The 19,810-nt window shown below is 74.1% G+C and carries 16 protein-coding genes; 12 read left to right on the forward strand and 4 right to left on the reverse strand.

All coding sequences use genetic code 11. The features are described from left to right. Positions 1–4 precede the first annotated feature (4 nt). The 4 genes from ABT093_RS21085 to ABT093_RS21100 all read left to right on the forward strand — a co-directional run bounded on the left by ABT093_RS21085 (position 5) and on the right by ABT093_RS21100 (position 4,344). Positions 5–2,314, forward strand: a complete 2,310-nt coding sequence (locus ABT093_RS21085) for a DUF7927 domain-containing protein (RefSeq protein ID WP_350566403.1) — start codon at positions 5–7, stop codon at positions 2,312–2,314. Between the two features lie 397 nt (positions 2,315–2,711). Beyond that, on the forward strand, positions 2,712–3,269 hold the full coding sequence (locus ABT093_RS21090) for a hypothetical protein (protein ID WP_350566405.1): 558 nt from the start codon (positions 2,712–2,714) through the stop codon (positions 3,267–3,269). Positions 3,270–3,571: 302 nt separating this feature from the next. Beyond that, positions 3,572–4,078, forward strand: a complete 507-nt coding sequence (locus ABT093_RS21095) for an RNA polymerase sigma factor (protein ID WP_350566499.1) — start codon at positions 3,572–3,574, stop codon at positions 4,076–4,078. Next, a complete protein-coding gene (locus tag ABT093_RS21100) occupies positions 4,078–4,344 on the forward strand; it encodes a hypothetical protein (protein ID WP_350566407.1) in 267 nt (88 codons plus the stop codon). Before ABT093_RS21095 ends, ABT093_RS21100 begins: the two co-directional genes overlap by 1 nt. 65 nt (positions 4,345–4,409) lie before the next feature. Here the strand turns inward: ABT093_RS21100 and ABT093_RS21105 are convergent, their stop codons facing one another. Further along, on the reverse strand, positions 4,410–5,882 hold the full coding sequence (locus tag ABT093_RS21105; RefSeq protein WP_350566409.1) for an MFS transporter: 1,473 nt from the start codon (positions 5,880–5,882) through the stop codon (positions 4,410–4,412). 100 nt (positions 5,883–5,982) lie between these two features. Between ABT093_RS21105 and ABT093_RS21110 the strand changes: the two genes are divergently transcribed. Next, positions 5,983–6,891 carry a helix-turn-helix transcriptional regulator gene (locus ABT093_RS21110; protein WP_350566411.1) on the forward strand — a complete coding sequence of 303 codons (909 nt, stop codon included), beginning with the start codon at positions 5,983–5,985 and terminating at the stop codon, positions 6,889–6,891. Between the two features lie 368 nt (positions 6,892–7,259). Here ABT093_RS21110 and ABT093_RS21115 read toward each other — a convergent pair whose 3' ends face one another. Beyond that, positions 7,260–7,886 (reverse strand): hypothetical protein, encoded by a 627-nt coding sequence (locus tag ABT093_RS21115; RefSeq protein ID WP_350566413.1) that lies wholly within the window; start codon positions 7,884–7,886, stop codon positions 7,260–7,262. 134 nt (positions 7,887–8,020) lie between these two features. Here ABT093_RS21115 and ABT093_RS21120 point away from each other — a divergent pair, with 134 nt between their 5' ends. From ABT093_RS21120 to ABT093_RS21145, 6 genes are all read left to right on the forward strand, one after another. Next, positions 8,021–9,250, forward strand: coding sequence for a sensor histidine kinase (locus ABT093_RS21120; protein ID WP_350566415.1), 1,230 nt, complete (start codon positions 8,021–8,023; stop codon positions 9,248–9,250). Beyond that, entirely contained in the window at positions 9,238–9,882 is a 645-nt protein-coding gene (locus tag ABT093_RS21125; RefSeq protein WP_350566417.1) for a response regulator, read from the forward strand. Before ABT093_RS21120 ends, ABT093_RS21125 begins: the two co-directional genes overlap by 13 nt. Beyond that, entirely contained in the window at positions 9,879–10,772 is an 894-nt protein-coding gene (locus ABT093_RS21130) for a DUF4097 family beta strand repeat-containing protein (RefSeq protein ID WP_350566419.1), read from the forward strand. Before ABT093_RS21125 ends, ABT093_RS21130 begins: the two co-directional genes overlap by 4 nt. 259 nt (positions 10,773–11,031) lie before the next feature. Next, entirely contained in the window at positions 11,032–12,105 is a 1,074-nt protein-coding gene (gene dusB / locus ABT093_RS21135; protein WP_502884272.1) for a tRNA dihydrouridine synthase DusB, read from the forward strand. Positions 12,106–12,669: 564 nt separating this feature from the next. After that, the gene (ppdK, locus tag ABT093_RS21140; RefSeq protein ID WP_350566422.1) at positions 12,670–15,378 is read left to right on the forward strand and encodes a pyruvate, phosphate dikinase; all 2,709 of its coding nucleotides are present in this window, start codon (positions 12,670–12,672) and stop codon (positions 15,376–15,378) included. A 287-nt stretch (positions 15,379–15,665) separates the two neighbouring features. Further along, positions 15,666–16,208: a ribonuclease domain-containing protein gene (locus ABT093_RS21145; protein WP_350566424.1), complete on the forward strand. Its 543-nt coding sequence runs from the start codon at positions 15,666–15,668 to the stop codon at positions 16,206–16,208. Positions 16,209–16,337: 129 nt separating this feature from the next. Here the strand turns inward: ABT093_RS21145 and ABT093_RS21150 are convergent, their stop codons facing one another. Beyond that, the gene (locus ABT093_RS21150) at positions 16,338–17,339 is read right to left on the reverse strand and encodes a putative endonuclease domain-containing protein (protein ID WP_350566426.1); all 1,002 of its coding nucleotides are present in this window, start codon (positions 17,337–17,339) and stop codon (positions 16,338–16,340) included. 110 nt (positions 17,340–17,449) lie between these two features. Between ABT093_RS21150 and ABT093_RS21155 the strand changes: the two genes are divergently transcribed. Further along, positions 17,450–18,700, forward strand: coding sequence for an ADP-ribosylglycohydrolase family protein (locus ABT093_RS21155; protein WP_350566428.1), 1,251 nt, complete (start codon positions 17,450–17,452; stop codon positions 18,698–18,700). 3 nt (positions 18,701–18,703) lie between these two features. On the opposite strand, the gene ABT093_RS21160 is transcribed toward ABT093_RS21155, so the two are convergent. Beyond that, a complete protein-coding gene (locus tag ABT093_RS21160) occupies positions 18,704–19,432 on the reverse strand; it encodes a GNAT family N-acetyltransferase (protein WP_350566430.1) in 729 nt (242 codons plus the stop codon). Between the last annotated feature and the right edge of the window lie 378 nt (positions 19,433–19,810).

Genomic DNA, 19,810 nt, shown 5'->3' on the forward strand with positions numbered 1-19,810 from the left:
CGCGGTGCTCGGTGCCCTCGCCGCCTCGGCGCTGGCGCTCGCCCCCTCCGCGCCGCTCGCCGCCCCGTCGGCGTCCACCTCGCCGTCGGCTCCGTCGGCCTCGTCCTCATCGGGCAAGGCCCAGGCTCCGGCGGGCAAGGCCGGCAAGGCGGTTCGCGGTCTCGGGACCCAGCGGCCGATCGGCCCGGACCCGGTGCTCGACCTGCTGGCGCACGGCAACCTCACGATGGCGTCGAACTCGGTGCTGACCTGTGACGACAGCGACGGCTCGGTCTGCAACGACACCGAGGGCACCAACAACGGCCGCACCAAGTACGTCAAGACCGACCCGAACGCGCCCGGCGACAACGCGTCCTCCGCGCAGCTGGTGATCCCGGCCGGCGCCCAGGTGCTGTCGGCCCGCCTGTACTGGCAGTTCAACCCGACCAACACCAGCACCGCCGGCGGCACCTCCGGGGACATCAACACCGGCAACCTGGTGTCCTGGAAGGTCCCGGGCAGCTCCTCCTACGAGCAGCTCACCGCCGACACCTACGACTGGTTCGACCAGCAGGTCGGCGGCAACCCGCCGGAGCCGCTGCTGGCCGGTGCGGGCGTGAAGGACGTCACCGCCCAGGTGAAGGCCGCCGGTCCGGGCAGCTACACCGTCGCCGACATCCAGGCGTGCGCCGGACGCTCCTCCGCGCAGAACTTCGGCGGCAACAACGTGGGCTGCTGGGGCGGCTGGTCACTGGTGGTCGCCTACGAGGACCAGGCGGAGCCGCTGCGCTACCTCCAGGTCTGGGACGGCTTCCAGCTGCTGCGCAGCCCCGACAACCTGGCGACGCTCACCCTCGCCGGCATCCGCACACCCGCCACCGCCCCGCCGGCCACCATGGGTGTCACCGTCGGCGACGGCGACGTGCCGATCCAGGGCGACCAGCTGCTGGTCGGCTCCTCGACCGACAACCTGACGCTGCTGCCGATGCCCAACCCGTTCGGCGGCGTCACCACCGACAACGCCTTCACCAGCCGGATCGACCACGTCGCGGCGGACGGCACCGGCACCAACATCACCACCCGGGACCCCGCGCCGGTCAACAACTACGGCTACGACGCCCGGATGATCGACGTCACCGGCAAGATCCCCGCGGGCAGCACCCAGGCCGTGCTCCGGATCAACGGCGCGGGCGACGCGCTGCACCCGCAGGCGGTCTGGCTCGCCGTCGACGCCCTCGAACCGGACCTGCAGATCACCAAGGCCAACAACCCGGCCGGCTCCACCACGGACAACCCGCCCGGGCTCGTCGACCCCGGCGCCGAGATCACCTACTCCTTCGCCATCGCCAACCGGCACTCGGACGGCAGCACCGCCGACCTGGACACCGCCACCGGCGTCACCCTGACCGACGTGCTGCCCGCCGGCACCACCTACGTCGAGGGCTCCGGCGCCGGCTGCACCGCCTCCGGGCAGAACGTCACCTGCACCGCCGCCGACCTCGCGCCGGGCGCCGAGGCGACGATCTCCTTCCGGGCCCGGGTCGACGCCGCACTCGCGCCGGGCACCAAGCTCGACAACACCTCGTCCCTCGCCTACCACAGCCCCCAGACCGGCCGTGACCAGCAGCGGACCAGCAACACCGTGCGCAACACCGTCACCGAGCACGCCGGCTACCGGCTCGCCAAGAGCGCCGACAAGGCGCAGGCCCTCCCCGGTGACACCGTCACGTACCACGTGGACATCACCAACACCGGCAACGCGGCGCTCACCGGACTGACCGTCACCGACGACCTGAGCGCCGTCCTCGACGACGCCACGTACAACAACGACGCCACCGCCACCGCCGGCACGCCGTCCTACGCCCAGCCGGTGCTCAGCTGGACCGGCGACCTGGCGGTCGGCGCCGTCGCCCGGGTGACGTACACGGTGAAGGTCAAGGACCCGGCCGCCGGGGACCACACGCTGCGCAACACCGTGGTGTCCGACCGGCCCGGCGGCAACTGCCCGCCCGGGACGACGGCGGGGGAGTGCACGGCCACGGTCACGGTGACCACGTCCTCGCCGTCGCCGACGGCGTCCCCGACCTCCTCCCCGACCGCCACCACCTCCCCGACGCCCGAGCCGACCGGCTCGCCCACGTCGGAGCCCTCGCCCACCGCGACCGGCAGTCACAGCCCGCACCCGTCGCACAGCGGCAAGCCGCACCAGCCCGGCGGTGGCGGCCTCGCCGAGACGGGCAGCCAGGTCGCGCTGATCGGCGGCATCGGTGCCGCCGTCGCCCTCGGCGGCGCGGCCCTCGTCCTCGCCTCGCGCCGTCGGCGCCACCGGCACTGACGTACCGCCCGTGAACTGAAGGCGGCCCCACCGCTGTTGCCGGTGGGGCCGCCTTCCCCGTTCCTCGCCGCTCTGCTCACCGAACGCGGTGAGCACGGCGAACGCGGCGAACGCGGCGAACGCGGCGAACGCGGTGAACGCGGTGAACCTCCCGCCTCGCCGTGACCGCCCGGGGCACGCGGCCTTCTGGTGGGCCACCGCAAGATCGTCTGGTTCACCTGACCACCCACCTGCCGGCCCCACCCGCCCCCAGCCGACCCGCCGCGCCTCGACCGGCTTGCCGGGTGGTCGCCTGACGGAGTGCCGCGCGACGGACGAGCACACGCTGCGGCTTCGAGGGCGCAGTAGGGTGGCGCGCGGCTCCGTCGTCGAGGTCTCCGAGGGGGGTGGGGGCTCGATGGTCATGGACAAGGCGGCCAGGGCCGTGTGGTGGGAGAGTCTGCCGGCCGGGATCCGCGAGGAGATCGACGGGTACGTCCTTCAGGACTCCCTGCTCGGTGCGGTGCATGTGATCACCGACGTCGGTCTCGTTCCGCACGGCATCGGGGTCGGAACCGCGCAGCTGATCGCCAACGACCGCTACCTCCACTACGGCGACCGGATCGCCCGCGAGCCGGAGAGTCCTCTCGACCTGGAGTCGCTGGCCTGTCGGGCGGCCGGGTGCGGCGGCCGCGTCGTGGCGATCGAGGCGATCTGGGACGGTGACACCGTCCGCGACTGGTTCGTGCGGCTGCTGGCCATCACGGCCGACCCCGTGGGCGAGGCCCGGTTGGCCACCGTCCACTGGTCGACGGCCGAGCGCTACCTCGGCGAGGAGGGGGATCACCACCCGCGCCACCCGGCGGCGGTGGCCGCCGAGCGGGCCGGCGGCGCTCTCGCCGCGCACCTGTCGGTTCCCTTCCACTTCGCCGGCCCCGACACCCCCGATGACGAGGCTCCGCGCCGGCGGCCCTGAGGGGCGGCGCGCGGTGACGGCTGGTCCGACCGGGCGCCGGCGGGAGGGCGCGGCGTTGCCCGGCGTCCCGTTCCGCTCCGTCCCGTTCCGGTGTGGGCGGGGGCGGGTGGGGTGAATCCTTTCGGGGGGTGGTCGCCTCTTATGGGTGGCTTCGGTGAGGGCCGGGGCGGAAGAGGAGGCTGTGATGATGGTCTGGGTGGCTGTGGCGGTCGGGGTGGCGCTGGTCGGGGCGTGCAGTGTGACGGTGCTGCGGAAGTGGGGGCGGCGGCGTGGCTGAGGTGGGGGCGTGGCCGGGGAGTTCGGTGGTGGCCGCGGCGCAGGACGGGGACGTGGAGGCGATCGCCGCGCTGGTGTCGGGGGCGCATCCGCACGTCCAGCGGTTCGCGCGGTCGCTGTGCGCCACGCCGGAGGACGCCGAGGACGCGGCGCAGGAGGCGCTGATCATCCTGTACCGCAAGATCGGGATGCTGCGTGCGACCGGGGCGCTGGGCTCCTGGATGTTCCGGATCGTGCGCAACGAGTGCCTGCGGCGGGCTCGCCTGGTGCTACGGGAGCGTTCGGTGGCGGGGGAGGCGCCGTACCGGTCGGCCGAGGAGGAAGTGCTGGGGCGGCTGGAGGCCGGGCGGGTGGCGGAGGCGATCGCCGCGCTGCCGGCGGACCAGCGGCGGGTGCTGATCATGCGCGACGTGCAGGGGCTCAGCGGGCGGATGGTCGCCGATCGGCTGGGGCTGAGCACGGCCGCCATGAAGTCGCGGCTGCACCGGGCCCGGGCGGCGGTCCGCGCCGTCACCACCGCAGGGGAGTGGTGATGGCCGGGGACTCGGGGTACGCCAGCCGGACGCTGGCCGGGCATCTGGCACGCGGCGGGGTGGGATTCGCGGCGTTGCTGGGGGCCTTCGCGCTGCTGCCGTTCGCCGGGCCGGTGGCGTTGCTCCTGCTGCCGGTCGGGCTGCTCGCGTTCCGCGGGTGTCCGACGTGCTGGGTGATCGGGCTGCTGGAGACGGTGTCGCGGGGGCGGCTGCAGCGCGAGTGCGTCGACGGGCGGTGCGAGCTGCGTCCCGGCGGGGCCGAGTAGGACGGTTCCGTCGTGGCCGCCCGACCGGCGGTGGCCACGACGGAACCGGGGACCCGGCCCGGCCGTCAGCCGATGGAACGGGGGAGACGGGTCGTCAGGTAGAAGATGGTGAACGAGCCCAGGAGCTGGATGCCGAGGCAGAGGGCGAGCGCGCGGTCCATGCCGAGGCTCGGCGAGAGGGCCAGGTAGAGGGAGCCCAGGGTGGCGACGCCGAGAGCCAGGCTGGACTGCTGGCTGGTGGCGAGCACACCGCTGCCGACGCCCGCCCGGTCGGCGGGGACCTTGGAGAGGACGACGCGGAACAGCGGGGTGCCGATCAGTCCCTGGCCGATGCCGGCGAGGGCGACGCCCGGAGCCATCCGCAGCGCGGAGAAACCGTCCGGGTCGGCGAGGACGGTGGCGGCCAGGGTGGCGAGGCCGGCGGCCTGGACGGCGGCGCCGGCGGTGAGCACGCGGCTGCCGAACCGGCCGATCAGGCGCGGGCCGGAGAGGGAGGCGGTGAAGTAGCCGACGGCCATCGGGACCAGCGCCCAGCCGGCCGCGACCGGGCCGAGGTGCAGGCCCTGCTGGAGGGCGACCGCGATGACGAACATGAAGCCGCCGAAGCCGCCGAAGTAGGGGAGCGCGATGCCGAGGCCGCGCCGCATCTCGGGGATGCGCAGCAGGCTGGGCGGCACCAGCGGGGTCCCGCCGCGCCGCTCGGCCCGCCGTTCGACCAGGGCGAAGGCGGTGGCGAGCACGGGGAACAGCGCGAGCAGCACCCAGGACCAGAGCGGCCAGCCGGCGGCGCGGCCCTCCATCAGCGGGACCAGGAGGGAGAGCAGCGAGGCGGTGAGCAGCACGGTGCCGGCGGTGTCGATCCTGGCGGCCTGCTCGGCGCGGCTCTCCGGGACGAAGCGCAGCGCGAGGACGAGGGCCAGCAGGGCGAACGGGACGTTCAGCAGGAAGACCGAGCGCCAGCCGCTGCCGAAGAGGTCGGCGGCGACCAGCATGCCGCCGAGCACCTGGCCGATGACCACCGAGATGCCGCCGACCGCGCCGTAGACCGAGAGCGCGCGGCCGCGCCGGGCGCCGTGGGTGGCGGCGGTGATGGTGCCGAGGACCTGAGGGATCAGCAGCGCGGCCGAGGCGCCCTGGGCGGCCCGGGCGGCGACCAGGGACCAGGCGCCGGGGGCGAGCCCGCAGGCGAGCGAGGTCACGGCGAAGGCGGCGGCCCCGGCGACGAAGAGGCGGCGTCGGCCGAAGATGTCGCCCAGCCGTCCGCCGAGGACCAGCAGGACGGCGAAGGCGATGCCGTACCCGGCGGCGACCAGCTCCAGCACGGCGGGGCCGGCGGCGAGGTCGTGGTCGATGGTCGGCAGTGCGACGTTGACGATGAAGAAGTCGAGCATCGGGAGGAAGGCCCCGAGCAGGACGGTGACCAGTCCGGCAGTGCCGAGGGAGGGCGAGGAGGAAGGCGAGGCGGTGGCGGGAGAGGCGGCTGAGGTCGTTGAGGAGGTGGGGGTGAGGGGCTTGGCGGCGGTCAGTTGCTGGGTCACGGTCCTACGATCCGGCTCTCCGCACCCTGGTACCAGAGTGTGCTTATCCAGGTATAAGAAGTACCTGGCAACAGGATGGCGCCTGGCGCATGCTGGTGGCATGAGTCTGACCGCCGTCACGGCGACCACCGGGAAAGCGCCCGCCGATCCGCGGCGGAACCAGTTGGCGGCGTTCCTGCGCAGCCGCCGGGAGCGGATCACCCCCGAGCAGGTGGGGCTCCCGATGACCGGCCGGCGGCGCACGCCGGGGCTGCGCCGCGAGGAGGTGGCGCAGCTCGCGGCCGTCGGGGTCACCTGGTACACGTGGTTGGAGCAGGGGCGCGAGATCCAGGTGTCGGTGCAGGTGCTGGACGCGGTGGCCCGCGCCCTGCTGCTCGACCCGAGCGAGCGGGCCCATCTGTTCACGCTGGCCGGGGCGGAGGACCCGACACCGGTGCGGGAGTGCCTGACCGTCACCCCGAGCATCCGGCTGACGCTGGACCGGATGGCGCCCTACCCGGCCGCGGTGATCAACTCCCGCTACGACGTGCTGGCCCACAACGCGCAGTACACCGGGATCGTCGGGGACCTGGAGGCGCTTCCGCCCGAGGACCGCAATCTGATGTGGCTGGCGTTCACCCCCTCGCGCTTCCGTGACGTGCTGGTGGACCACGAGGACGAGCGCGACGTCATGGTGGCCCGGTTCCGCTCCGGGATGGGCGACCACGGGGGCGAGCCCGCCTGGCGGGCGCTGCTCTGCCGTCTGCGCAAGGCCTCCCCGGTGTTCGACGAGGCCTGGCAGCGGCATGACGTGCTGCGGCCGGGGAACGGGTTGAAGCGTTTCCTGTTGCCGGAGATCGGGCTGCTGCGCTTCGAGTACACCAGCTTCTGGCTGGGCCCGTCCCAGGGCCCGCGGATGGTCGTCTACACCCCGAAGGACGAGGAGACCGCCGCGCTGGTGACGCGGCTGCCCACCCGGCTGCCGTCGGCCGGGGCCATGGCGGGGGCCCCGGCGGCGCCGGTCCGCTGACGGCCGCCCGGCGCGGGCCAGCCCGAGGGCCAGGCAGAGCGCGGCGAGCGGCAGCTCGACGCAGCCCGCCATCATCAGCGCCGCGAGCGTCTCGGCGCCCGGGCCCGCGGTCGCGATGTCGACCAGGGCGTCCGCCGCGAGCAGCAGGGCGACCACGCCGGCGGGTGCGACGGCGGCCGGGCGGCGGTGGCGCAGCACGGCGTCCAGCCGGAGCAGGGCGGCGAACTCGCACAGGTCCAGGACGACCCACGCCGTCTCGCCGGCGGCCGCGAGCACCGCCACCCAGGGCAGCAGCGCGAGGGCGGCGACGGCGGGCACCCGCGAGGCGAACGGGGTGAGCGAGGCGAGCGCGGGGCGGACGGCGGCGTTCACCGGGCGCCCCCGCATTCCGCGTCGAGCGCGCGGGCGGCGCGGACCCTGGTCAGCGGGGACCGCTCGGGCCCGGCCCCGCCGGCCGCCTCGACGAGCACGCCGTCGAAGACGCCCTCGGCCCAGGCGAGCCAGAACTCCCCGGCGACGGCGACCACCTCGCCCACCGCGACCACCGGCGCGGGCCGCCCCGGCAGCCGCAGCAGCCGCCCGCCGGTGAACCCGACGGTGGGCACGGCGCCGCCGTGCGGCAGCCGCCCCCAGGCGAGCCCGTGCCGGGTGCGCCGGCGCCCGCCCGTACCCGCGCCCGGACCGGCCCAGGCGCGGGCGCCGCGCAGCAGACCGCGGCGGAGCCGGGCCGCGACCAGCACGTCCACCAGCTCGCCGTGCTCGTACACCTCCAGCGCCGCCCGCCCGCACCCGCGCCCGCGGCCGGCCGGCACGCTGCGCACCGACCACGGCCCGACCGGGCCGCCGGGCTCGTGGAACCCGCCGAGCACACCGGCGGGCCCGACCGGCAGCCGGCCCTCGGCGCGGGCGGCCGGGGCGGCGGCCGCGCCGTGGCCGGTGCCGCGGTCCGGACGCCCGTGCGGCGGGTTGGCGGAGTGCGATGCAGTGTTCGTCATGCCGTCAAGACTCGCGGCCGCGCGCCGCGTTGTCGGTAGTGCACCGATCCGAATCCGGGGTGTACCCAGCTTCACCATTTCTCGGCAGCCCCCTTCATGGTGACGGTTGATCACCGCGCTCTAGGCTGTCCGCCATGCCCTCCACGACGCCGAACGCCGCGCTCGCCGGGAGCGCCTTCCGGCCCCCGTGGTCGGCGGTGGCCTGGCGGGACACCCGTTTCCTCGCCGCCGGAATCCCGCTCTCCCTGCCCGCCTGGCTGGCCGTCCTCACCCCGAAGGTGACGCTGGTCCTCCTGGGCGCGATCCTGCTCTCCATCCGCCCGCTCACCGTGGCCCAGCGCGGCCGGCTGCGCGCCCTGCGCGGGGTGGACATCCCGCCGCTGCTGCGCCCCGTCGCCACGCCCGCCGGGCTGTTCACCAGGCTGCGCACCGGCGTCAGCTGGCGCCAGGTCGGCTACCACCTGCTGGTCGGCCCGCTGGTCGCCGCCGGCGCGGCGGTCGTCGTCTACGGATGGGGCGCGGCCCTCGTGGCCTCGACGGTCTACGGCTGGGCCTGGCTGATGCCGGCCACCTCCCCGGTCCACCACCAGTGGGCCGAGCTGGACGTCTCGCTCACCGTCGGCGGCCTGCTGCTGCTCGTGGTGCTGCCCTGGGCGGTCCACCTGCTGGCCCGGCTGGACGAGGCGACCGCGGTGCGGATGCTCGGTCCGGGCCGCACCGCCGAGCTGGAGCACCGGATCGAGGAGGTGGTCGAGAGCCGGGCCGGTCTGGTCGACGCGGTGGACGCCGAGCGCCGCCGGATCGAGCGCGACCTGCACGACGGCGCCCAGCAGCGGCTCACCTCGCTCGCCATGAACCTCGGCCTGGCCCGCCGCACCCTCAAGGACGTCCCGCCCGACGCCATGCAGGTGATCGTCGAGGCGCACGAGGAGGCGCAGGCGGCCATCGACGAGCTGCGCGGCCTGGTCCGCGGCCTGCACCCGGCCGTCCTGGAGGACCGAGGGCTGGACGCGGCGCTCTCCGGGATCGCGGCCCGTACCCCGTTGCCGGTCCGGCTGGACGTCGACCTGACCGAGCGGATAGCGCCGACCGTCGAGGCGGTCGCCTACTTCACCGTCTCCGAGGCGCTGACCAACGTCGCCAAGCACGCCCGGGCCACCAGGGCGGACGTCTCGGTGCGCACCGTCGGCGGCCGGCTGCGCCTGATCGTCAGCGACGACGGAGTGGGCGGGGCGGAGGCCTCGCGCGGCACCGGCCTGACCGGTCTGCGCCGGCGCACCGCCTCGGTCGACGGGTCCCTGTCCGTGCTCAGCCCCGTCGGGGGCCCGACCACCATCACCGTGGAGTTGCCGTGCGTGCTGTGATCGCCGAGGACTCGGTCCTGCTCAGGGTCGGCCTGGTCAAGGTCCTGGAGGCGGTGGGCTACGAGGTGGCCGCTGCCGTCGGGGACGCCGAGGAGTTGCTCGCCGCGGTGCAGGAGCACCGCCCGCAGGTGGTGGTGGCGGACGTCCGGATGCCGCCCGGCTTCACGGACGAGGGCGTGCGGGCGGCGCTGCTGATCCGCCGGCAGTGGCCGGAGGTGGCGGTGCTGCTGCTCTCCCAGTACGTGGAGGAGCGGTACGCCGCGGACCTGCTGACCAGCAACACCAGCGGCGTCGGCTACCTGCTCAAGCAGCGGGTGGCCAATGTCGACGACTTCGTGGACGCGCTGCAGCGGGTGGCCGAGGGCGGCACCGCGCTGGACCCGGAGGTGGTCGCCCAGCTGCTGGTGCGCCGCCACCGCGATCCGCTGGAGCGGCTGACCCCGCGCGAGCGCGACGTGCTCGCCCTGATGGCGGAGGGCCGGTCGAACGCCGCGATCGCCGCCGCCCTGGTGGTCAGCGACAGCGCGGTGGCCAAGCACATCAACTCGATCTTCGGAAAGCTCGACCTGCCGCCCGCCGACGACAGCCACCGGCGGGTGATGGCGGTGCTCCGCTTCCTGGAACTGGGATGACGATGACGACGGAGCGGGGCGCGGCGCGGAACGGGACGGCGGAGGGCGCGGGGCGGCCGGCCCCGGGGCCCGCCCGCCGCGGCCACCGGGCCTGGCGGGTGTTCGGCACGCTCGCGCTCGTCGTGGCGCTGCTCGTCGGCGCCGTGCAGACCTGGGCGATCGCGGTGCAGCAGCGCACCCGCTCGGAGATGTCCTACCCGGTCGCGGTGACCAGGGTCCGGCTGGACACGGGCAACGCCAGCGTGCGGATCCGGCCGGGGGAGGAGGGCCGGGTGGTGGTCCGCCAGTACCTGAACTGGATGGTCCGGATGCCGGTCGTCTCGGCGCTCTTCGAGCAGGACCAGCTCGACGTCCGGATGGACTGCAAGCGGGTGCTGCCGGCCGGCGACTTCGGCTGCGGTGCGGTGATCGAGCTGGACGTGCCGCGCGGGGTCGCGGTGACCGGCAAGCAGTCCACCGGGACCATCGACGTCGCCGGGGTGGCGGGGGAGGTCAACCTGCTCTCCACCTCCGGGGAGGTCCTGCTGGCCGACGTGTCCGGCCCGGTGACCGTGCGCACCACCTCGGGCTCCGTCCGGGGCAGCCGTCTCACCTCTCCCGGCGTCAACGCCGCCGCGACCTCGGGCTCGATGGAGCTGGGCTTCACCGCGCCCCCGGCCGCCGTGGACATCGGGGTGACCTCCGGATCGGTGATGCTGGGCCTGCCGAGCGGGACGCGCTACGACTTCGACGGCGGGGCGTCCCCGCTGGCGCGCGGTGGCATCGACCCGACGCTGGCCGACCGCTCCAGTCCGAACAAGATCAGGATCTCGGTCAGCTCCGGAACGGTGTCGGTCTTCGCGAAGGACACCGCGAGGGACGACAGGCGGGAGAGCGTGCCCGACAGGTGACGGCCCCGGGCGGCTCGGCCGGGTGGGGGACAATGAAGAGTCCCCCACCCGCCGTCCCCGAGGTCAGCCGCGCATGACAGTCCCGCCCGCACCCACCGAGCCGAGCACCGCGACCGCCACCGCCACCGCGACCGGCCCCGCCGACGGCGACACCACCGCGGCCGCCACCGCGCGCGGCCCCGTCCGCCCGGCCGGCGGCGAGTTCGCGCCGCTGTCCATCGGCCCGCTGCAGGTCTGGCCGCCCGTCGTGCTGGCGCCGATGGCCGGCATCACCAACGCGCCGTTCCGCACCCTGTGCCGCGAGCAGAGCGGGGGCAAGGGCCTCTACGTCTCCGAGATGATCACCACCCGGGCCCTGGTCGAGCGCAACGCCAAGACGATGCAGCTGATCAAGTTCGACCCGAGCGAGAAGCCGCGCTCGATCCAGCTGTACGGGGTGGACCCGGTGACCGTCGGCAAGGCGGCCCGGATGATCGCCGACGAGGGCCTCGCCGACCACATCGACCTCAATTTCGGCTGCCCCGTCCCCAAGGTGACCCGCAAGGGCGGCGGCTCGGCGCTGCCGTACAAGCGCAACCTGCTGCGCGAGATCCTGCGCGAGGCCGTGGCCAACGCCGGTGACCTTCCGGTCACCATGAAGATGCGCAAGGGCATCGACGACGACCACCTCACCTACCTGGACGCCGGCCGGATCGGCGCGGAGGAGGGCGTCTCCGCGATCGCCCTGCACGGCCGCACCGCCGCCCAGCACTACGGCGGCACCGCCGACTGGTCGGCGATCGCCCGGCTGCGCGAGTCCGTCCCTGCGGGGATCCCGGTGCTCGGCAACGGGGACATCTGGTCGGCGGACGACGCGGTGCGGATGATGCGCGAGACCGGCTGCGACGGCGTGGTGGTCGGCCGCGGCTGCCTGGGCCGGCCGTGGCTGTTCAAGGACCTGGTGGCGATCTTCGAGGGCGAGGTGGACTACGCCCGCCCGACCTTCGCCGACGTGGCGCGGGCGATGGTCCGGCACGCGCAGCTGCTCGGCGAGTGGCTGGGCGACGAGGCCCGTGGCGTGATCGACTTCCGCAAGCACGTCGCCTGGTACACCAAGGGCTTCTCGGTGGGCTCGGAGCTGCGGGTGAAGCTGGCCAACTCCTCCTCCCTGTCCGAACTGGCCGAAACCCTCGCCCTGGTGGAGCAGTCCCAGGACTGGCCGGCCGGTGCGGACGGCCCCCGCGGGCGGACCAGCGGCAACAACCGGGTCGTTCTGCCGGACGGCTGGTTGGACGATCCGTATGACTGCGCCCGACCGGGTGAGGATGCCGAATCGGACACTTCTGGCGGCTGACCACTACGCATTGGCAAAATTGACCCCTCCGGGTCGATTGCCGCGGCGTCCCAGCCCTCTTCGCCGATCTGGCCAAGAGGGCTCCTTTTTGGCAGCAGGACATCACGGAGCGGACTCATTTCTGGACGCTGTGCGACGAAGGGCGCAGCGGGCCTACGCTCGAACGATGAGATGCGCTCGTGACGCTGGCCACATACCCTGGCGGTCGGAGGTGGCCGACAGGACGAAATGAACAAGTCGGGGGCGGATCGCTTCCCGAAGGGGAGCGGTGGCGGATCGGGCACTGAGGGTGCAGGAAATCAAGCCGGTCCGTCAGCCCGGAGGGTCCGCGGCTACCGTGCGTTCCGGTGATGTGATCTTCCGGTTTCGCCGCCTTCAAGACTTGAACACTCGCTAGCGTCAACCGGACGATTTCACCACCAGAGGTGAACACGATTCAGGGCATTCGATCTAGCGGGTTACTTGCCGATCCTGACGACGTACGCCCTATTGGCGGCGCGGGAGCGCCTTCGAAATGGGTATGTTCTCCGGCGTCAGGGCAACCGTGTGCGAGGAGACCGACCCGTGGCGTCCCAGCAGAAGTTTGTTTACTCCTTCACTGAAGGAAACAAGGACCTCAAGGATCTTCTTGGCGGTAAGGGCGCGAACCTGGCCGAGATGACCAACCTGGGCCTTCCGGTTCCCCCGGGGTTCACCATCACCACCGAGGCCTGCAAGGTCTTCCTGGAGACCGGCAGCGAGCCCACCTCGCTGCACGAGGAGATCAGCGCCCATCTGGACGCCCTCGAGCACGAGATGGGCAAGAAGCTCGGCCAGGCCGACAACCCGCTGCTCGTCTCGGTGCGTTCGGGTGCCAAGTTCTCCATGCCCGGCATGATGGACACCGTCCTGAACATCGGCCTCTCCGACGCCTCGGTGGCCGGCCTGGCCGCGCAGTCCGGCAACGAGCGCTTCGCCTGGGACTCCTACCGCCGCCTGGTCCAGATGTTCGGCAAGACCGTGCTGGGCGTCGACGGCGAGCTGTTCGAGGAGGCCCTGGACGAGGCCAAGCACGCCAAGGGCACCGCCAACGACCTCGACCTCGACGCCGCGGACCTGAAGCGGCTGGTCGGGGTGTTCAAGGGCATCGTCGAACGCGAGACCGGCCGGGCCTTCCCGCAGGAGCCGCGCGAGCAGATGGACCTCGCGATCCACGCCGTCTTCCACTCCTGGAACGGCGACCGGGCCCGGCTCTACCGCCGCCAGGAGCGCATCCCGAACGACCTGGGCACCGCGGTCAACGTCTGCACCATGGTCTTCGGCAACCTCGGCGAGGACTCCGGCACCGGTGTCGCCTTCACCCGTGACCCCTCCACCGGCACCCAGGGCGTCTACGGCGACTACCTGTCCAACGCCCAGGGCGAGGACGTCGTCGCCGGCATCCGCAACACCCTGCCGCTGTCCGAGCTGGAGAAGCTCGACAAGAAGTCGTACGACGAGCTGATGGCGATCATGCAGAAGCTCGAGAACCACTACCGCGACCTCTGCGACATCGAGTTCACCATCGAGCGCGGCAAGCTCTGGATGCTCCAGACCCGGGTCGGCAAGCGCACCGCCGCGGCCGCCTTCCGGATCGCCGTCCAGCTGGTCGACCAGGGCCTGATCGACCTGGACGAGGCCCTGATGCGGGTCACCGGCGGCCAGCTCTCCCAGCTGATGTTCCCGCGCTTCGCCCCGAACGCCGAGTCCAAGCAGATCGCCTGGGGCCTCGCCGCCTCGCCCGGCGCCGCCATCGGCAAGATCGTCTTCGACTCCTACACCGCGGTGAAGTGGTCGCGCTCCGGCGAGAAGGTCATCCTGGTCCGCCGCGAGACCAACCCGGACGACCTGGACGGCATGATCGCCGCCGAGGGCATCCTCACCTCGCGCGGCGGCAAGACCTCGCACGCCGCCGTCGTCGCCCGCGGCATGGGCAAGACCTGTGTCTGCGGCGCCGAGGAGCTGGAGGTCGACACCAAGCGCCGCCGGATGACCACCGCCGACGGCCTGGTCCTCGAAGAGGGCGACATCGTCTCCATCGACGGTGCGACCGGCAAGGTCTACCTCGGCGAGGTACCCGTGCTGCCCTCCCCGGTGGTCGAGTACTTCGAGGGCACCCTGCACGCCGGCGCCGACGTCCAGGGCGGCCTGGTCCAGGCCGTGCACCGGCTGATGTCGCACGCCGACGTCCGCCGCCGGCTCGCCGTGCGCGCCAACGCCGACAACGCCGAGGACGGCTCGCGCGCCCGCCGCTACGGCGCCCAGGGCATCGGCCTGTGCCGCACCGAGCACATGTTCCTCGGCGAGGAGCGCCGCAAGGAGGTCGAGCACCTGATCCTGGCGGACAACGACAAGGACCGCGAGCAGGCGCTCTCCACCCTGCTGCCGATGCAGAAGGGCGACTTCGTCGAGCTCTTCCAGGCGCTGGACGGCCTGCCCGTCACCGTCCGCCTGCTCGACCCGCCGCTGCACGAGTTCCTGCCGGACATCACCGAGCTGTCGGTGCGCGTCGCCCTCGCCGAGGCCCGCAAGGACCCGAACGAGAACGACCTGCGCCTGCTCCAGGCGGTGCACAAGCTGCACGAGCAGAACCCGATGCTCGGCCTGCGCGGCGTGCGCCTCGGCCTGGTCATCCCCGGCCTGTTCGGCATGCAGGTCCGGGCCATCGCCGAGGCCGCCGCCGAGCGCAAGCTGGCCGGCGGGGACCCGCGCCCCGAGGTCATGATCCCGCTGGTCGGCACCGTCCAGGAGCTGGAGCTGGTCCGCGACGAGTGCGAGCGCGTGCTCGCCGAGGTCGCCCAGTCCACCGGCGTCCAGCTGGACATCAAGCTGGGCACCATGATCGAGCTGCCGCGCGCCGCCGTGACGGCCGGCCAGATCGCCGAGGCCGCCGAGTTCTTCTCCTTCGGCACCAACGACCTCACCCAGACGGTCTGGGGCTTCTCCCGCGACGACGTCGAGGCCTCCTTCTTCACCGCCTACCTGGAGAAGGGCATCTTCGGGGTCTCGCCGTTCGAGACCATCGACCGCGACGGCGTCGGCTCGCTCGTCAAGCACGCCGTCGAGGCCGGCCGGGCCACCCGCCCCGACCTCAAGCTCGGCGTCTGCGGCGAGCACGGCGGCGACCCGGACTCGGTCCACTTCTTCCACGAGGTGGGGCTGGACTACGTCTCCTGCTCCCCCTTCCGGATCCCGGTGGCGCGCCTGGAGGCCGGCCGCGCCGCCATCGAGTCCGCGGGCAGCGACTCGCGCTGAAAACGCCGGGGGGCTCCGAGCCCCCCGGCCCGGCGCGACCGCTGACCGTGTCCCCTCCATCGGGGAGGGGCGTACACCGGAGCTCGGCGCAGGAGAACCGGCGTACGTGAGAGCGGCCGGGGCGGGAACGGACAACGGCGTCCGTACCCGCCCCGGCCGCGCGGCTTTTCCAGAGGCCGGGGCGAGCCGCGCGGCCTTCCCCGTGCCGTGCCCGAGAGCCCGGATGTGGCCGCGGCCACGCGTGTGGCTCGCCGGGTACGGGGCCGCCGGCTGCCAAGCTGGAATCCATGACCAGCAAGAACCGCCTGTGGACCGTCCTCGCCGTGCTGCTCTGCGCGATCGCCGCCGCAGTCGGCTACGTCGTGTCCGACGGCACCGGCGACAGCACGCCCACGGCCGCCGCGACCTCCACCGGACCGGCCGCCGCGTCGAGCGGCCCCTCGGCTTCGAAGCCGAGCGCACCCAAGCCGAGCGCGCCCAAGCCCTCCGCACCGGCCACCCCGCCCGCGGCCGGCTCCGCCACCGGCTGGGTGCCGACCGACCCGGCGATGGCCGACGTCTGCCGCACCACGCTGCCCGGCCAGGCCCGCGACACCCTCGGCCTGATCGCCAAGGGCGGCCCCTACCCCTACCGCTCGGACGGCATCGTCTTCGAGAACCGCGAGAACCGCCTCCCGCGCAAGGCCTCCGGCTACTACCACGAGTTCACCGTCGTGACCCCCGGCTCCGCCGACCGCGGCGCCCGCCGCGTGGTCACCGGCGACTCCGGCGAGCAGTACTGGACCGCCGACCACTACGGCACCTTCCAGGAGATCGACGCCCGCTGCTGAGCGTCCCGGCGGCCCCGCCGTCGAGCCCCTTCGATCCGGACAACCTCGGGCGGCTCTCGGCCGCCGCCGCCCGGCAGACCGGCTACCACCGGCCGCCGGGTTCCAGGACGGGGGCGGGGCCCGCGCCGGTCAGCGGGCCCGGCGCCAGCTGATCCGGGCGTGCGGGCCGTGCGGGCCGGACGCGAGCAGCGCGGCCAGTTCGTGCAGCACGGGGCCCGGGTCCCGGCGCAGTTGGACGGGGGTGGTGCGGACCACCGGCAGGCCGGCGGCGGTCAGCCGGTTGGATCGGGTCAGGCTCCGCTCGTGGTCGGCCGGCCGCAGGTGCCAGGCCCGGGAGTCGATCTCCAGCGCGACGCAGGCCGACGGCCAGTAGGCGTCCGGCACGGCCAGGAACCTCCCGTCCAGGAACAGCACCGGGTTCCACAGCGGCTCGGGCAGCCCGGCGCCGCGCACCGCGTCCCGCGCCTCGCCCTCGACCACCGAGCGCACCCCGGCGGTCAGCTCCTCCACCACCGAGGCCAGCCGGGGCAGCTCGCGCACGTCCGGCCGGGCCAGCAACTGGTCCAGCAGCTCGCCGAGTTCGCAGTGCCGGCGCTGGACGGCCTCGGCGCACAGCGCGCGGAACCGGTGCCGTCCGCTCTCCCGGGGCGCGAGGTCCGCCAGTGCCCGGGCGACCGAGGTGCTCCAGAGGCCGTCGTCGCGCTCGAAGCCGCCGGGCATCGGTCCGCTCGCCCGGTGGATCCGCACGAAGGCCCGGTCGGCGACCCTGCGCCGAGCGGGGATCAGCACGTCCACGGCGGTGAGGTCCGCCGGGTGCCCGGCCGAGGGGAGTCCGGCGTCGGCGAGCACCGCCACGCCGGTGAGCAGCACCTCCCCGCCGGGTGGCGCGGGCAGCCCCTTGGGAGCCGCGTAGGCGACGGCGGCCCGCAGCCGCTGGCGCACCGTCAGCCGGCCGGTCTGCAGGCAGATCACCCGGGGAAGGACCCGCTGCCAGGGCCCGCCGGGCCGCAGCCGGTGCGCGATGGTGCCGGACGGCACGCCGAGCCGGCGCAGCTGGGCGCGGGTGACGATGTGCTGCTGGTCGGCGCCGAGCAGCAGCAGGGGGTCGACGAGGGAGCCGGCGCTGGTCATGCCCCGGTGGTTCCCGCCCGGATCGGCGGTATGCGGAACGTCGCCCGCCGGGGGGCCGTCCGGTCAAACGAGGTTGACGCGGGGCGGTGCGGAGGGTGGGCTTGTCCGCGATGACGACTCCTCACACCGGCCCGGCGCTCGACGCGCTCAACGGCCTCTCCGTCGGCGACGCCCTCGGCGCCCAGTTCTTCGTCCCCGCCACCGCCCGCACCCACCTGACCGCCCGCACGGCTCCGCCCGGCTGCTGGCCGTGGACCGACGACACCGAGATGGCGTGTTCGGTGTACGCCGCGCACACCGAGCGCGGCGGGATCGACGTGTTCGACCTCACCCATGCCTTCGCCCGCCGGCACGACTTCGACCGGGGCTACGGCCCGTCCGCCAACCGCCTGCTGCGGCTGATCCGGGAGGGCGGCGACGCGACGGCGCTGGCCGCCGGGCTGTTCGACGGCCGGGGTTCGTACGGCAACGGCGCCGCGATGCGGGTCGCCCCGCTCGGGGCGGCGTACGCGGCCGACCCGGTGCGGGCGGTGCGCCCGGCCGCCGAGTCGGCGCTGATCACCCACACCCACCCGCAGGCCGTGGACGGCGCGATCGCCGTCGCGGTGGCGGCGGCCCTCGCGGTGCGGGCCCGGACCACGCGGATGACGCCGGAGAACTTCCTGGAGAAGGTCCGCCGGCTCACCCCGCGCGGCGCCGTCCACGACGGCCTGACCGAGGCGATCGCCCTTCTCGCCGAGCCGGACTCCGAGCGCGCCGCCCGGGTGCTCGGCAACGGCAGCCGCACCAGCGCCGCCGACACCGTCCCGTACGCGCTGTGGTGCGCGGCCCGCCGGCTCGCCGACTACCCGGCGGCGGTCTGGGAGGCGGTGGCCGCCGGCGGCGACATGGACACCGTCGCCGCGATCACCGGTGGCGTGGTGGCCGCGCACACCGGGACGGCCGGCATCCCCGCGGCCTGGCTGGCCGCCCGCGAGCCGCTGCCCGCCTGGGCGTTCCCGGAGCCCGGGAGCGTCCCCGGCGTCCCCGGCGGCCGGGGCGGCGCGGACATGCTGGTGCCGCGCTCCTGCCCGGTGCCGGACGTGGTGTGGACGGACGCCCAGTGGCGGGCGCTGCGGACCGGCGCGGAGCCGGACCGCGGCTGGCGGGTCCTCACCGGCGGGGGCGCCCTGCGGCTCTGCCGCGACGGCCACCCCGTCTGGGAGCTGGCCGTCGCCCCGGGCCGGGAGGGCTGGCGCCCGGTGTCCGCCGTCGTCGAGACCTGTCCCCACCGCGCGCCCGGGCCGCGCGACGGCGGGGGCAGCGGCCTGCTGGTACGGCTGCTGCGGGCCGCCGCCACCGGGGAGCCGCTCGGGTCCTGACGGTCAGGCGGTGATCAGGTGCCCGGCGCCGCCGCCGTGTCTAAGGCACTCCTGGTTGATCGCCGGGTCCGGGGCGCTCGGCGAGGTGGCGGCGGCGATCCGCAGTTCGATGATGTCCCGGACGGCCGGCCACTCGTCGTCCAGGATCGAGTAGAACGCGGTCGACCTGACCACCCCGTCCAGCCCGCGCGAGTGCGCCCGGCGGACTCCCTCGGAGGTCGCGCCGAGCCGCTCGATGGCGGTGCGCGAGCGCAGGTTGCGGGCGTCGGCGCGCAGCGAGATCCGCTGCACGCCCCACACCTCGAAGGCGTGCCGGAGCATCAGCAGCTTGGCCTCGGTGTTGATGCCGGTGCCCTGGGCGCGCGGCGACAGCCAGGTGTTGCCGATCTCGGCGGCGTCCGGGACGGCGGTGTCCGGATCGCCGAACGGCACGCCCGGCACCGGCGGCCAGACCAGCGGCCCCTGCCAGTAGTCGAGTTCCAGGAACCGCGTGGAGCCCACCACCCGGCCGTCGGCCTGGTTCACCGTGGCGAACGGCAGCGACCGGCCGGCGGCCTGGTCGGCCAGGGCGCGCGCGACGTACTCCCGGGCCGCTTCCAGGCCGTGCGGGACGGGGGTGAAGGCGTAGGTCGTACGGTCCTCGGCGCCGGCCTTGGCGATGGCCTCGGCGTGGTGCGCGGCGAGGGGCTCCAGCCGCACGGTGCGGCCGGTGAGGATGACAGGTACGGGCACGGAACCTTCGGTCCTTCATCGGTCGGAGGGCGCTGGCCCGTGCCGGGGTGCGGCGCGGGCGAGCGATGACTGGTTCGCCCCGCCCCGGAGCGCGCCCACCGGTGCCCGCGCACGCCGGAGGTCCGGTCGAGCGGAGCGGGGAGCGACGGCCCGGAGACGGGCAGCGCGGTGCCGGAACGGACACGGGTCCACGGACCGGTCCGGCGGGATGAGCGAGGGGACAGTGTGCGTCCGCGAGATGGCCGAGGAGGAAACGAGTGCGCGAAGGGAAGCAGGCGGCCAGGTGAAGGCAAGATGCGTCGTGGGTGGCTGGCCGAACACCGGTCCGGGACGTGGTCGACGGCGTTACGGACGACGTGACGACGACGCGACGATGCG

This window comes from Kitasatospora sp. NPDC002551 (assembly GCF_040296005.1).
Taxonomy (GTDB): domain Bacteria; phylum Actinomycetota; class Actinomycetes; order Streptomycetales; family Streptomycetaceae; genus Kitasatospora.